This window comes from Actinomadura sp. 6N118 (genome assembly GCF_044326415.1).
Classification (GTDB): domain Bacteria; phylum Actinomycetota; class Actinomycetes; order Streptosporangiales; family Streptosporangiaceae; genus Spirillospora.
Genome location: NZ_JBIRAZ010000012.1, coordinates 51,043 through 66,086, shown reverse-complemented (window position 1 = coordinate 66,086; position 15,044 = coordinate 51,043). Strand labels below are relative to the sequence as shown.

At 70.6% G+C, this 15,044-nt stretch carries 9 protein-coding genes and 1 pseudogene; all 10 read right to left on the bottom strand.

Annotated elements, in window-relative coordinates; translation table 11 throughout:
* Window positions 1–45: 45 nt before the first annotated feature.
* Window positions 46–486 carry a thioesterase family protein gene (locus ACH34W_RS29210; protein ID WP_151562296.1) on the bottom strand — a complete coding sequence of 147 codons (441 nt, stop codon included), beginning with the start codon at window positions 484–486 and terminating at the stop codon, window positions 46–48.
* 487 nt (window positions 487–973) lie between these two features.
* The gene (gene ettA, locus ACH34W_RS29205) at window positions 974–2,638 is read right to left on the bottom strand and encodes an energy-dependent translational throttle protein EttA (protein ID WP_395964313.1); all 1,665 of its coding nucleotides are present in this window, start codon (window positions 2,636–2,638) and stop codon (window positions 974–976) included.
* Window positions 2,639–2,808: 170 nt separating this feature from the next.
* Entirely contained in the window at window positions 2,809–4,098 is a 1,290-nt protein-coding gene (locus ACH34W_RS29200; RefSeq protein WP_395964312.1) for a GGDEF domain-containing protein, read from the bottom strand.
* Between the two features lie 275 nt (window positions 4,099–4,373).
* Complete coding sequence (locus tag ACH34W_RS29195) at window positions 4,374–5,228, bottom strand: hypothetical protein (RefSeq protein WP_395964311.1); 855 nt, start codon at window positions 5,226–5,228, stop codon at window positions 4,374–4,376.
* Window positions 5,229–5,311: 83 nt separating this feature from the next.
* Window positions 5,312–5,935: a single-stranded DNA-binding protein gene (locus tag ACH34W_RS29190; RefSeq protein ID WP_395964310.1), complete on the bottom strand. Its 624-nt coding sequence runs from the start codon at window positions 5,933–5,935 to the stop codon at window positions 5,312–5,314.
* 106 nt (window positions 5,936–6,041) lie between these two features.
* A complete protein-coding gene (locus tag ACH34W_RS29185; protein WP_395964309.1) occupies window positions 6,042–7,730 on the bottom strand; it encodes an ABC transporter in 1,689 nt (562 codons plus the stop codon).
* Complete coding sequence (locus ACH34W_RS29180; RefSeq protein WP_395964308.1) at window positions 7,727–9,427, bottom strand: AAA family ATPase; 1,701 nt, start codon at window positions 9,425–9,427, stop codon at window positions 7,727–7,729. The genes ACH34W_RS29185 and ACH34W_RS29180 overlap by 4 nt, the downstream gene beginning before the upstream one ends.
* Window positions 9,428–10,704: 1,277 nt before the next feature.
* A complete protein-coding gene (gene cobA, locus ACH34W_RS29175; RefSeq protein ID WP_395964307.1) occupies window positions 10,705–11,943 on the bottom strand; it encodes a uroporphyrinogen-III C-methyltransferase in 1,239 nt (412 codons plus the stop codon).
* Window positions 11,944–12,067: 124 nt separating this feature from the next.
* A pseudogene (gene bluB / locus ACH34W_RS29170) lies at window positions 12,068–13,939 on the bottom strand (5,6-dimethylbenzimidazole synthase); the annotation flags it as partial.
* Between the two features lie 40 nt (window positions 13,940–13,979).
* Window positions 13,980–15,014: an Rv2231c family pyridoxal phosphate-dependent protein CobC gene (gene cobC / locus ACH34W_RS29165; protein ID WP_395964306.1), complete on the bottom strand. Its 1,035-nt coding sequence runs from the start codon at window positions 15,012–15,014 to the stop codon at window positions 13,980–13,982.
* Window positions 15,015–15,044: the final 30 nt, after the last annotated feature.

Genomic DNA, 15,044 nt, shown 5'->3' with positions numbered 1-15,044 from the left:
CAAGCTCTTCCGCGTCATCCGACAGTGACCCCGGGTCGATCAGGGTCACCGGTCCGCCGGTGGCATATAGCGCCCGATGAACTCCCGTTCCTCCGGCGTGAAACGGCGCAGCCGATTGCCCTCCACGTCGAACGCGACGAGCGTTGAGGTGGCGGTGGCGTACACGTTCTCGTCGTCCCTCACCTCGTAGGCGAGCTTGAACGAGGCGGCACGCGCCTCGGTGACCCACGTCTCCACGCGCACCGGATACACGGTAGGCAGCAGCGGCAGCTTGTAGTCGATCTCGTGCCGGGAGATCACCATGCCGCGCACGGGCTGCTCCCCCTTGCGCACCGGGTCACCGTGGAACATCTCCAGCCGCGCGTCCTCCAGGTAGCCGAGGAACTTGACGTTGTTAACGTGCCCCTGCGAGTCGATGTCGCCGAACCGGAGATAGAACTCGTACACGTGACGGAAGTCCGCCGGGGGCAGGTTCTTTCGCTGCATGTCCTCGCCTGGGTCGAGTGCGAACGCCGAAGTCCTCCATGCCGACCGCCGGGTCGGATCTGGAACAAGCCGATGCTATCCGCCAGCACCATCCGCCCCGTTCGAGACCCTTGACCCGTAACGAGCACTTTACTCAGACCGCCCCCGCACCTAAGCCCTCAACAGCGGCACGCGGCCGCTCGACACGGCCACCGACCGGATCGGCAAGGCCCCGGGCTGACCGCCGAGCGCACGTGCCAGTTGGAGAGCCGGACACGGGAGCGGTGCGCGACAGACGACGCAGAGCAGCACGGTGCGCGACGGCCGACACGGGTCAGCACCACCCAACAGACATGCACGACGCCCGGCGCGGATGCGACGGCAAGCGGCGCGGATACGACGCGGAGCAGCGCGGATGTGCGGTGGCCGGCACGAGCGTCATCCAGAGATGCGCGCCGCCCGGCGCGGGGTGCGGCGGGCGGCGTGGGTGGGACAGCTGCGGGGGTGGTCAGTCGCGGGTGAGTTTGCGGTGGGTGACGCGGTGCGGGCGGGCGGCGTCGGCGCCTAGGCGCTCGATCTTGTTCTTCTCGTAGTCGGCGAAGTTGCCCTCGTACCAGAACCAGCTGGAGCCCTCTTCCCACGCCAGGATGTGGGTGGCGATGCGGTCGAGGAACCAGCGGTCGTGCGAGGTGATCACGGCGCAGCCGGGGAATTCGAGGAGCGCGTTCTCCAGGCTGGACAGCGTCTCGGTGTCGAGGTCGTTGGTCGGCTCGTCCAGCAGCAGCACGTTGCCGCCCTGCTTCAGGGTGAGCGCCAGGTTGAGCCGGTTGCGCTCACCGCCCGACAACACGCCCGAGGCCTTCTGCTGGTCCGGACCCTTGAAGCCGAACGCCGCCACGTAGGCCCTGGACGGCATCTCGACCTGGCCGACCTTGATGTGGTCGAGCCCGTCGGAGACGACCTCCCAGACGTTCTTCTTCGGGTCGATCCCGCCGCGGCCCTGGTCGACGTACGAGATCTGGACCGTGTCGCCCAGCCGCAACTGCCCGGAGTCGGGCTGCTCGTCGCCGATGATCATCCGGAACAGCGTGGTCTTGCCCACACCGTTCGGGCCGATCACACCGACGATGCCGTTGGGCGGCAGGTTGAACGAGATTTTCTCCATGAGGAGCCGGTCGCCGAAGCCCTTGGTCAGGTTGTCCGACTCGATCACCAGGTTGCCCAGGCGCGGGCCTGGCGGGATCTGGATCTCCTCGAAGTCGAGCTTGCGGGTCTTGGCCGCCTCGGAGGCCATCTCCTCGTACCGCTGCAGACGGGCCTTGCTCTTGGTCTGCCGCGCCTTGGGGTTGGACCGGACCCACTCGAGCTCGTCCTGCAGGCGCTTCTTGCGCTTGGCGTCCTTGTTGCCCTCGACCTTGAGACGCTCGGCCTTCTTCTCGAGGTACGTCGAGTAGTTGCCCTCGTACGGGAACAGGCGCCCGCGGTCGACCTCGCAGATCCAGCCGGCCACATTGTCGAGGAAGTACCGGTCGTGGGTGACCGCCAGCACAGTGCCCTCGTACTTCTCCAGGAACTGCTCCAGCCACTGCACGCTCTCAGCGTCCAGGTGGTTGGTGGGCTCGTCCAGAAGCAGCAGGTCGGGGTGCTCCAGCAGCAGCTTGCACAGCGCCACACGCCGCCGCTCACCACCCGACAGATTGGTCACGGCGAGGTCCCCGGCCGGGCACCTCAGCGCGTCCATCGCCTGCTCAAGCTGGCTTTCGAGATCCCAGGCGTTGCGATGGTCGAGCTGCTCCTGCAGCTTGCCCATCTCCTCCATGAGCTCGTCGGAGTAGTCCGTCGCCATCTTCTCGGCGATCTCGTTGAACCGGTCGAGCATGCCCTTGGTCTCGGCCACGCCCTCCTCGACGTTGCCGAGGACCGTCTTCTCCTCGTTCAACGGGGGTTCCTGCTGCAGCATGCCGACGGTGTAGCCGGGCATGAGGCGGGCTTCACCGTTGGACGGCTGCTCCAGACCGGCCATCATCCGCAGCAGCGTCGACTTGCCCATGCCGTTCGGACCCAGGACACCGATCTTGGCTCCGGGCAGGAAGCTCATGGTGACGTCATCAAGGATGACCTTGTCGCCGTGCGCCTTGCGCACACGCTGAAACGTGAAGATGTACTCCGCCATATCGTCAAGCCTAGGGGACCCGGACCACCATTCGTTGCAGCGTCAGCCGACTGCCTCCGTCCCGCCATGGCAGGAAGCCGGGAAATGGCCCACCCGCCGGACCCAGCAGGAACGCACCAGCCCGCTGGCGGCGGCGGCGCGCGAGAACGCATCCACCCACCCCTAGACCACTAGTTGTCGGTGGGTTTGGGGCCTTCGATCGCTGGGAGGCAGACTCGGTCGCGGCCGGACTCTTTGGCTCGGTAAAGGGCCAGGTCGGCGGCGGCGAGGAGCTCGATGAGGTCCTCTCCGTGCATGCGGAAGAGGGAGACGCCCACGGAGATGGTGACGCCCACGGTGCCTTCTTCGGCGGGGACCGCCAGGCGGCGGACTCGGCCTCGGAGGCGTTCGGCCACGCGGCAGGCCTCCACGGTGTCGGCGCCGGGGAGGAGGACGACGAACTCCTCGCCGCCGAAGCGGCCTACGACGTCGTAGTCGCGGAGCTGACTGCAGAGCGTGCTGGCCACGCCGATGAGGACCTGGTCGCCCACCAGGTGGCCGTGGGTGTCGTTCACCCGCTTGAAGTGGTCGATGTCGATGAGGAGGAGCGCCAGGGGATCATGGGAGCGCTGGGCGCGGGACAGCTCGGTGTCGGCCTCGCGTTGCCAGGCGGCGGCGTTGAGCAGGCCGGTCTTGGCGTCGGTGCGGGCGGCGGCCTGGAGCTGCTGGTGCATCAGGCTGCGCTGGAGGAGGACGACCGGCGGCAGGGCCAGCAGGAGGAGGAACGGGGAGAGGGCGCTCGTGATGGCCACGAGGACGCCGACGCAGAGCTCGACGACGTCCAGCAGCAGGCTCTCGCGGTTCCAGAGGACGTCCCGCCAGTTGCTCTCGGGATTGGCGGCGTGAGCGGCGATGGCGACGATGGCCGTGTTGACCACCGTGAACAGGGCCGCACACGCCACGGCGACCGGGATGCCCGGATAGCCGTCGACCACCCAGGTGGGGTCGCCGCCCAGGGGATCGGGGACCACCAGGTGGAAGACGACCGAGGCGGACGCCCCGGCCAGGCCAAGGGCGGCGGTGACCAGGACCCGGCGGTAGAGCAGGGTGCGGCGGACCCGGAACTGCAGCAATATCTGAAGCGGGATCGGGATGAGGAGGGCGTAGACCGGAGGCAGCAGGAGGGCCACCGGCAGCCACCATGCCGAGAGGAGGTCCCGTGCCACGCCGGCGGGCATGCCGAGCCGTCGGGACGCTTCGATGCAGACCGCGCCACAGGCCAGCAACGCGGCAAATGTCAGTAGATCATTGAGCCGGACCGGGGTGCGCGCCAGGCCGGCCAGGGTCAGCACGAGGTGCAGGGCGCCGACCGCGGGCACGTAGACGGCCAGCAGGGACAGGCGCCCGGGAATGCCACGGCGCCGGGGCCTGCGGGCCAGGTCCCCACCTCGGTCCTCGGCGGACGACTGCACTGCCGTCATCCTTCCCCCTTACGACTCACGTTGTGTAACACGATAGTTGCAACGTGTGCGGAACGGGTCGGAAAACGGTACCTTCGATAGCGCACATGTAGGTGACCGCTCGGTCCCTACGGGCGGGGCCAGCGGACACGCTGTCCTCAGCACCACCGGAGGGGGAAGGAACCATGCGCGGCGTTTCCTGGATATAAGGCGGCCCGCAAACCCCTACGGCCGGGGGCGCCGACCGGCAGGTCGGCCGGCTGCCGACGACGCCCCCGCAACCGATGGGTCCCGGATCAGCCATCGGGGGGCTGGTCCCTGCCCATCACCTTGATCGACAGAGCGTGCACATCCTGGTCGAGCGTTCGCACCTGCTCCTCCACCCGGTTCAACCGGGCATCCACCCGATCCAGCCGGGCATCGACTCGCCCCAGCCGGACATCGACCCCGTCCAGGCCGGCGTCCACCCCGTCCACTCGAGCGTCGAGCTGGTCGAACCGAACGCCCATCTCGCCACGGAGACCCTCGAACAACGCCCGCATCTCGTTGCGCTGGCCCTCGAACAACGCCCGGTACTCCGCCCGCTGGCTTTCGAGCATGACCGCGTTCTGCTCACGGTGCCCCGCCAGCATGGCTGCGTTTTCCGCGCGCTGGCCCTCGAACAACGCGCTGCACTCGGTGCTCTGGCCCTCGAACAACGCCCGGTGCTCGGTGCTCTGGCCCTCGAGGAGGGCCGAGGTCTCCGCGCGCTGGTCCTCGAACAATGCCCGGTATTCGGTGCGCTGACCGGCGAACAACGCGCGGTACTCCGCACGTTGCGTCTCGAACATGGCCGTGTTTTCCGCATGTATGCCATCGAACTGCGCCTGCGTTTCGCTACGGATGCCCTTGAACTGTGCCTGAGTTTCACTACGCATGCCCTCGAACCGAGCCTTCGCCTCGCTGCGAATCCCCTCGAACTGGGCGTTGGTCTCGCTGCGCATGCCCTCGAAGAGCGCCTTCGTCTCGCTGCGCACGCCGTCGAGCGTCGCATTGGTCTCGCTGCGGAATCCGGAGACCTCAGCTTTCATCATCCGGACGGCGAATCCGATCATCGCCATCATCGCGGTAGCGAAGAGGGTGAGCGCGCCCCAGGACTGATTCACAGTCACAGAGAGTACGCCTCCTTCCACTGTGACGGGCGATATCCGCGCACTCTGCGCCTGCGAGCGGACACCTTCCGTGATGGTGGACCTCAGGCAGCCTCCGTCTGGAGATCGAGGCTTTCCTTGGCGTCCTCGCCGTCGTCCTCGCCGCGTTCGGTGCCGTCGACCTCCGTCGTCGACTGGCCCGCAGGCGTGGTCGCCTGGCTCGCAGACACGGTCGCCTGACCCGCAGGCGTGGTCGCCTGGCTCGCAGGCTCGGCGGGCTCAGGGGCGGTGAGGGGGCCTGAGACCGCCCACTGGTCCGCGGCGTCCTGGGCCACCTGGCGATCCTCCTCACTGAGGGCACCGGTTCGCTGAACGGGGCGGAAGTCGGCCGTGCCACGGGACAGATCGTGGCCCAGGGTGCTGGCCTCGATCTCGGCGGAGAACCGGTATTGCCCGTCCTTCTCGTACTGCCGGATGCGCAGCCTGCCGGTGACGACGACGGGGTATCCGCGTTTGAACTCCGACGCGTTGACGTTGTCGGCGAGCTGGCGCCAGCAGTTGACGGTCAGGAAGAGCGCGTCGACGTCCTTCCAGAGCCCGGACTGCCGGTCGAAGCGGCGCGGGGTGCAGCCGACCCGTAATGACAGGAACGGGGTGCCGTTGCCTGTGATCGTGTAGAAGGGCTCCGCGGCGATCCAGCCGACGACGGTGATCTGGGCCTCGTTCACATGTCCTCCACTTCGGTCGTCGCACGGAGCCTTCATCGCTCCGTACGACCACCACGGTGGCCCATGCTCACCCTCCGTGAGAAGCCCCTCACGAAACTGTGGATAACTAGCTGCGGACGGCTTCCACGTTGTCGCGGAACCGCGCGTAGGCGTCGAGCTCGGCGGCCACCGGCGTCAGGACCATCTCCTCGGCGACCACGGCGATGCGCTCCCGCATGTGCTGTTCCATGCGTTCACCGTGCTTGGACGACTGCAGCGCGACCATGTTGCGGCAGGCGGACGAGGTCAGCGCGCCCATGCCCATCGTGCAGACGACGAGGATCGCGACGTACGGGATGAGGCCCGCCTCGCCGATCAGGGCGTCGGGGGCGTCACCGAGGTCGAAGATGCTGTACGCGAGCAGGAGGCCGATCCAGGCGACACCCAGGATGGAGATCAGGACCAGGAAGTACTGCCAGGTCTTGACCAGCCACCACCAGCGCGGGATCTGGTTGAACGTGGGGAGCGCCTCCTTGAGCGACTCGCCGAGGGCCTCGGGGAGCTCGGCCGACCGGGAACGGGCCGCGGCGCGGACCGAGCGGGCCCATGGGCCGGGCAGGTCGGCGACCACCCCGTCGGTGACGCCCTGGAGGGCGGTGTCGACGTCGCCCTGCTGGGCGCCGATGGGGCCGGTGAACGCACCGCGCAGCTCGTCGCGGAGCTCGGTGAGGCGCATGCGGCGCAGGGGGTCCGAACGAAGGCGGGTGATCAGGGCGCTGACCGGCCAGCCCACGAAATCGGCGGCGCGCAGCTCGTACGCGCTCTCCATCGCCTCGGCGACGGCCGGCGCGCCGGCGGCGTCGGTGAGGGCCTGGACGAGCTCGGTACGGCTTGCCTCGTCGACGCCCGTGGGCGGCTCGGCGGCGCCGCGGAACTCGATGAAACGTTCGGAGACCTTGTCGACGTCGGCGGTCAGCCGTTCGGAACGCGCGCGGCGGGCGGCGACGGTGTCGACCAGCACCCCCCGGAAGCCCGCGACGCCCTCCTCGCTGACCGCGGACGTGGTGACGATCCGCGGGTCGGCCAGGCCCTCGGCCTCCAGGAGGCGGCGGAGGTCGGCCACGCAGTCGTCGACCTCGGCGGGCTGCAGCTTGTCGACCTGGTTGAGGACGATCAAAGTGACCCCGGCATGGCGGGCGAACGGGACGATGTAGTTGCGGTGCAGCGCCGCGTCCGCGTACTTCTGCGGGTCGACCACCCACACGAGGAGGTCGGCGATGGTGACGAAACGGTCGACCTCGGCGCGGTGGAGAGCCTGGATGGAGTCGTGGTCGGGCAGGTCGAGCAGGACGAGGCCCTGCAGCGAGCTGTCGGCGCGTTCCAGATCGAGTGCGCTGGCGCGGGCGTAGCGGTGGCGCTTGTCGACGTCGAGCCAGTCGAGGAGCGGGCCCGCGCCGTCGAGGCCCCAGACACAGGCGTGCGCCTTGGAGGTCATGGGCCGCCGCACGCCGGTGGGCGACAGCTCCAGCCCGCAGATGGCGTTGAACAGGGACGACTTGCCGCTTCCCGTTCCGCCGGCGAGCGTGACGACGGTGTGCTCCCCCGATAGGCGCAGCCGCTGCCCGGCTCGGTCGAGGAGCACTGCGGCTTCCGCCAGGATCGGCGCGTCGAGCCGGCCGCTGCCGAGCTCGACCAGCTGGTCGAGCCGGTCGAGCCGGTGGGTGAGCCCGGCGGCGCCGTCGAGGGCGTCCGCCGCGGGGATCGGGATGCCGCCGGTCCCCACCGGGGACTTCGCGGGAATGGCCGAGGTTGTCATCGGGCGACCTCGAGGTTGTACGTGGCTTGGTAAAGCTGGACGGGGGTCGTTTCGTCGGGGATGCCGGCGGCGTCGAGGACCTGCCCGTACCGCAGGGCCTCTTCGTCGAACAGCATGCCGATGCGGCTCCGCAGGTCGGCGCGGGCCTTGGCGCCCATGCCGCGCAGCGACTCCGCGCCGAACAGCGCCTTGAGCAGCCGCTGCGGCACGGCGCTGGTGCCGCCCTCGACGGCGACATCGGAGGTGCCGTAGCCGAGCAGCCCGATCATCAGGACCAGCGACAGCGCCTCCTCGTCGAAGGAGACCAGCTTGGCGACCGAGCGCTTGGTGACGCCCTCGGTGCGGATCAGTTCCTGAACGTGGTCCTGCCAGGAGCTGACGGCCCGGGTGACGCGGCGCGACAGCTCCGGCGACGCCTGCCCGAGGCCGGTGGCCGGGCGGGCGAGGACCTGGCCGCCCGCCGGATGCGCCCGCCACCGGACGAGCACTTGCTCGGCGGCGTGCTCGGCGGACACGGTGATCAACGATTCGAGCCCGCTGCGCAGGGCGCTCTTGAGTGCGCGCACACGGGCTGGGCTGCGGCGCCGGCGGCTGGAGCGCCGTCCCGGCCGCCCGCGTTGAACGTGGAGAGCGCGTAGGAGATCACCCGTTCCGGCGAAGTCCTGCCAGCGGGCCAGCACCTCGCCGCGCAGCAGCGAGCCGTTGCGGGTGTCCTCGTCGAGCTCGGCGAGCGCCGTGCCGTACGCGGCCTCGACCTCCTGGGCCAGCTCGCCGCGCTGCTCGACCTGGACCTCGACCTGCTTGGCCAGCTCAGGCACGCGGATGCGGAGGCTGTCGAGCACACCGCCGAGGGTGTCGCCGATCACGATCTCGCGGTCTTCGGCGTTCTCGGCGACACCGACCAGCCAGGACCGCACGCCCTCGGCGGCCTCCTCCGGCAGCCGGCTGTCCTCGATCTTGGTCTCCGGGATGGTGAACCGGCGGGCGTCACCGACGCCGTGCTCGGTGAGCATCTCGGCGAAGTGGTCGACGACCTCAGAACCCGCGCCCTGCGGCACCCGCGAGAGCACGACCCCGATGGTGGCGCCGTTGTCCTTGGCCCGCTGCAGCATCTGCCACACCTGGGCGTCGGCGTACCGCGCCGCCGTGGTGACGCACAACCACAGGTCGGCGGCGGCCATCAGCTTGGTCGCGAACTCGAAGTGGTCTTCGAAGACCGAGTCGAAGTCCGGGCTGTCCAGCAGCGCCAGCCCCGGCGGGATCGCCTCGCTGGGAATGATCACCAGCTGGTCGCCCGCGATGGCGTCCGGCGCCGGGCCGGGAACGCGTCCCATGCCGGGCAGCAGCGGCCCCTCCAGGAACCAGTCGTTGTGGTCGGGGTGGCACACCAGGATCGGGCTGCTGGTGGTCGGCCGCAGCACGCCGGTGGCACTGACCCGCGACCCCACGAGCGTGTTGACCAGGGTCGACTTGCCCGCCCCGGTCGAACCGCCCAGCACCACGAGCATGGGCGCGCTCGCCGCCTGGATGCGCGGCAGCACGTAGTCGTCAAGCTGCGCCTTGATGTCGAGCTGCGCCGCCCGCGCCTCCTCCACCCCGGGCACGTCGAGCACCAGCTCGAACGCCGCGAGCTGGTCGCGCAACCCGGTCAGGGCCCTGGTGAGCGCCCCCTTGTGCACCGGTCCACGCGCGGTCACCGGCTCCGGCCGGCGCCCCGAGAGCGCCTCCGTCCCGGCAAGATCAACCGCCCCAGGCGGCAACCCGCCCGCCGCCGGCCCACTGGACGGCTGATCACCAGACGACCCCCCGCCAGACGCCCGTTCACTGGACAAAGGATCACCAGCCGACCTCCCGCCAGCCGATGGCACGCCGAACGGCTGCTCGGCGGACGACGGCACGCCAGACGGCCGCTCAGCGGACGAACGCTCACCCGACCCAACGCCAGACGACGACTCAACGAACCATGGCTGTTCGCCAGACGGCCGCCCGACAGATGACGGCGCGCCAGACGGCCGCCCAGCGGACGAGCGCTCGCCGGACGACCCAGCACCAGACGACGACTCTATGAACGATGGCTCTTCGCCAGACGCCCGCCCGACGGATGACGACTCGACAGACGACGGCGCGCCAGACGGCCGCTCAGCAGACGAACGCTCGCCGGACGACCCAGCACCAGATGACGACTCTGCGGACGATGGCTGCTCGCCGGACGTCTGCCCGGCAGATGACGACTCGACAGACGGCCGCTCGCCAGACGGCTGCTCAGCGGACGAACGCTCGCCCGACGACCCAACGCCAGACGACGACTCCGCGGACAATGGCTGCTCGCCAGACGCCCGCTCGCCGGATGACCGCTCTCCAGCCGACGGCGCGCCAGACGACGACTCCGCGGACGACGGCTGCTCGCCGGACGGCCGCTCGGCGGATGACGACTCTGCGGATGAACGCTTACCGGACGGTCGCCCGCCGGAAGATCGCTTGACGGATGACGGCTCACCGGGCGATCGCTTGCCAGACGACCGCTTGCCGGACGGCCCCTGGCTGGACGAGCCCTCGCTGGATGGTGGCCTCTCGGTGGACGACGGCTCTGCGGATGAGCGGTCGCCGGACTGGCCCTTGCCGGACGGTGGTTCGGCGGACGGCCCCTCGCCGGAGGACGCCTCGCTGGCAGACGGCTGGTCCACGGACGGCTCCTCCGCGGACGGCGGCTCGGCGGACGCCCGTTTGGTGGCCGGGCGCTTGCGGGGTGATCGTTTGCTGGCCGGACGCTCGGCGGACGAGCCCTTGCCGGACGATCGTTCACCGGCCGGGCCTTCGCCGGACGGCCGTTCGCTCGACGGCTGCTCGGTGGGGGCCGGTTCCTTCACGGGCCCTGTGGAGGGCCGGGCGGGCTCGGGTACGGCGCCGGTGCCGGCGCGCTCCGGGCCGGCACCCGCCTCCTCGTCATGGACCGCGCTCTGCTCTGCCGGGGGTGTCACGGATCCCGTCCCATGTCCGCTCGAATCATGTCGATCTCTCGTGCCACATTGACCACGTCGCCCACGACCACGATCGCGGGTGGCCGGACTCCGGCGGCCGCCATCTCGTCGACCACAGTGCCCAAGGTGGCCGTCAGCGCCCGCTGTCCCGGGAGGGTGCCGTCCTGAACCACGGCCACCGGCGTGTCAGACGACCGACCATAGCGCATGAGGGTGTCGGCGATGAGGCTCATCCGCTCCACCGCCATGAGCAGCACCAACGTGCCCTCTGACCTGCCAAGAGCTGCCCAGTCGACGGTCGACGCCGGAGTGTCGGGGGCGATGTGGGCCGAGACGACGTGGAAGTCCTGGGCCACGCCCCGGTGGGTCACGGGGATGCCGGCCGCGGCGGGCGCCGCGACCGCGCTGGTGACGCCAGGCACCACGGTCACGGGGATGCCGTGCTTGGCGCAGTGCAGCACCTCTTCGGCACCGCGGCCGAAGACGAACGGGTCGCCGCCCTTGAGCCGCACCACGAACCGGCCCTGCCGCGCGTGCTCGACCAGGTAGTCGTTGATGCGCTCCTGCGTCACCGTGCGCCCGTACGGGATCTTGGCTGCGTCGATCACCTCGACGTCCGCCGGGAGTTCGTCGAGCAGCTCGCGCGGGGCCAGCCGGTCGGTCACGACGACGTCGGCCTGAGCCAGCAGCTGCCGCCCGCGCACCGTGATCAGTGCGGGGTCGCCGGGCCCGCCGCCCACCAGCGCCACGCCCGTCGGCTTGTGCCGTGAGTGCCGTGCTTCCAGGGTCGCGTCACGCAACCCGTCGACGACCGCGTCGCGGATGCCCGCCGCGCGCCGCGGGTCGCCGCCCGCCAGCACGCCCACGGTGGTCTCACCGACCTGCCCGCTCGCGGGGGTCCAGGCTGCGGAGGCGTCGGCGTCATCGGCGCGTACGCACCACACCCGGGCGTTCTCGGCCTCGGCTGCGACCGCCGCGTTGACCTTGCCGTCGTCGCTCACGGCCTGCACGAGCCAGGCCCCCGCGCAGTCGCCGCGTTCGTACTCCCGCTGGAGCCACGTCACCCGGCCGTCGTCGATCAGTCCCTCCAGCGAGGGCGTGACCTCAGGTGCGACGAGCACGACGTCGGCACCTGCCGCGAGCAGCGCCGGTATGCGCCGCTGGGCGACCCGGCCGCCGCCGACGACGAGGACGCGCCGCCCGCTGAGTCGCAGGCCTAGCAGGTACGGGGGCAATGCATTCTCTCGATCAGGACGCGGGTGACTGACATGTGCCTTTGCGGACTAAAGGTACCGGGGTTGCGGAGCCCATGGAGAGTGCTCTCCCCCAGTCGATAGCCGAGCGTGACTCAACCCGTGATCAGCTCGTTACGGAGTCGACTTCCGTTTTACCGCTCACTCCCGCGGAGTCGAAGGTCGCGACCTCGTGCATGACTCGTACCGCGCTCTGGACGAGTGGCAGCGCCAGAAGGGCTCCCGTCCCCTCACCCAGCCGCAGTTCGAGATCGACCAGCGGCCGGAGGCCGAGGTGCTCGACGGCCGCGGTGTGGCCCGGCTCGGCCGACCGGTGCCCGGCCACGCAGGCACCGAGCACGTCCGGGCACATCGCCGCCGCCGCGAGGGCCGCCGCCCCGGCGATCACCCCGTCGAGCACGACCGGCACGTGCAGCGCCGCGCCGCCGAGGATGAATCCGGCCAGCGCTGCGTGTTCCAGCCCCCCGACCGCCGCCAGGACATCCAGCGCCGCCGGGCCGACCAAGCGCCCCGAGCCACTCAGGGGCGCTGGTTCCTCCGAGGGCGCTGGGTCCTGCGAGGGCGAGAGGGCCTCCGAGGGCGAGGGGGCCTCCGAGGGCGCCGGGACTTGCGGTGGCGTTGGGTTGGATGGCAGAAGGTCGTGGCGGGTGAGGGCCGCGCGGACTACGTCGATCTTGTGGGCGTGCGTCGCGTCGTCGATGCCGGTGCCGCGGCCCGTCACCTGCTCGGGAGGCAGGCCGGTGAACGCGGCGATCAGGGCGGCGGACGCCGTCGTGTTGGCGATCCCCATGTCACCGGTGATCAAGCAGCGGGCGCCCGCGGACACCAGGTCGCGGGCGACCTCGATGCCGGTCTCCACGGCCTGGACGACCTGGTCAGGGGTCATCGCCGGGCCCTGTGTCATGTCGGCGGTGCCCGGGGCGACCTTGCGGGGCAGCAGGCCCGGCGCGGGGTCGAGCGCGGCGGCGACGCCGATGTCCACGACGCTGACCTCGGCGCCCACCTGGCCCGCGAACGCGTTGACCACCGCGCCGCCTGCCAGGAAGTTGGCGACCATCTGGGCGGTGACCTCCTGTGGCCACGGAGTCACCCCTTGGGCATGCACGCCTTGGTCCGCAGCGAAGATCGCGACGGCGGCCGGCTCGGGCAGCGGCGGCGGGCTTTGCCCGGCCAGCCCGGCGAGCCGGACCGCCACCTCCTCCAGGACGCCCAGCGAGCCGGGCGGCTTGGTGAGCCGGGCCTGGTGATCGCGGGCGTCCCGCATCGCGGCCTCGTCCAGCGGCTCGATCGCCGTGATGGTCTGCTCGATCAGGTCCACGGGTGCCTCCCCTGGCAGCCTGCGCCGCCCGTACGTCTCGTCGTGGACCGCCCACGCGAGCGGGCGGCGGCGTGCCCATCCCGTCAGCGCCAGCTGCGGCGCGGGCGGGAACTCGGTGACATGGCCCACACACAGGTATGCCACGACTTCGACATGGGCGGGCAGGCCCAGCTCGGCGGCCAGCTCGCGTTCGTCGAAGAAACTCACCCACCCGACGCCCAGTCCCTCCGCGCGGGCCGCAAGCCACAGGTTCTGCACGGCGCAGGCGACCGAGTAGGCCGCCGTCTGCGGCTGGCTGTGCCGGCCGAGGGGATTCCGGCCGCCGCGCGTCGGGTCGCACGTGACGGCGATGTTGACCGGCGCCTCGCGGATCGCCTCGACCTTGAGGTGGTCGAACCGTTCTGCCCTCGGACGCGTCAGGCTCGCGGCATACGCGGCGCGCTGCCGGTCGGCGAGCCCGCGGATCCGGTCCCGCCGGGCCGGATCCCGGATGATCAGGAAGTCCCATGGCTGCGTCAGCCCCACCGACGGCGCCCGATGGGCCGCCTCCAAGATCCGCGTCAGCACCACATCGTCCACCGCATCGGGCAGAAATCCATCGCGCACATCCCGCCGTTCCGCGATCACCCGGTGAACAGCACCCCGCTCCACATCCGTAAACCTCCCAGCGCCCCGGACCACCCCGAACCGCTCGGTGGAATCAGATGCCGAGGTCACTTAGGACCTCCAGTAGGGCGTTGTTGGAGGCGCGGTCGCGGACTGCGACGCGCAGCCAATCCGGGCCCAGACCAGGGAACGTGTCGCCGCGCCTTACGGCGTAGCCTCGCTGGCGCAACAGGGCACGGATGCCCAGACCGTCGGGCACGCGCAGGCAGAGGAACGACGCCCGGGCGCCCGGGACCACGTACACCCCTCGGGACGTCAGCTCCGTCGCCAGGCGGCTGCGCTCCTCTCCCAGCTCGATGGCCCACTGCTCCGCCTCGTTCAGCGCGTCCGGCTCGCAGCAGGCCTCGATCGCGACGAGAGCGGGCGTGGAGAGCGCCCACAGCGGCTGCGCAGCGGCAAGGCGGGCGGTTAGCTTGGCCTCGGCCAGCAGGTATCCGGCCCGCAGGCCCGCCAGACCCCACGTCTTGGTCAGGCTGCGGATCACGACGAGCCCCGGCCCCGGCACCCCCGCCAGGCTCTCCGGCTCGCCCGGTACGCAGTCCATGAACGCCTCGTCCACCACGACCGTGCGGCCGGGGCGGGCCAGCGCGGCGACGGCGGCCTCGGGGTGCAGCACCGAGGTCGGGTTGGTCGGATTGCCGATCATCACCAGGTCGGCGTCCGCCGGCACGGCCTCCGGGTCGAGGGTGAAGTCCTTGTCGAGAACGACCCGTTCGACCTCGTGCCCGGCTGCCCGCAGCGCCGCCTCCGGCTCGGTGAACTGCGGGTGCACGACCACTGCGCGACGCGGTTCCAGCACCCGGGCCAGCAGCACGAACGCCTCGGCGGCACCGGCGGTGAGCAGCACTTCGTCGACCGCCCGGCTGTGCCGGCGCGCCACCGCGCACCGCGCCGCGCCCGGATCCGGGTAGGCGGCCAGGTCCGCGATCGAGGCCCGCAGCCGGGTCGCCAGCCACTCCGGCGGTGTGTTGGAACGCACGTTCACGGCGAAGTCCTCGAGGCCGTCGCCGACCTCGGCGTCACCGTGGTGCAGCAGGTCCGCCTCTTCGATCTCCTGCGGTTCGGTCACAAAACCACTCCCTCGTAGAACGGCGGTGTG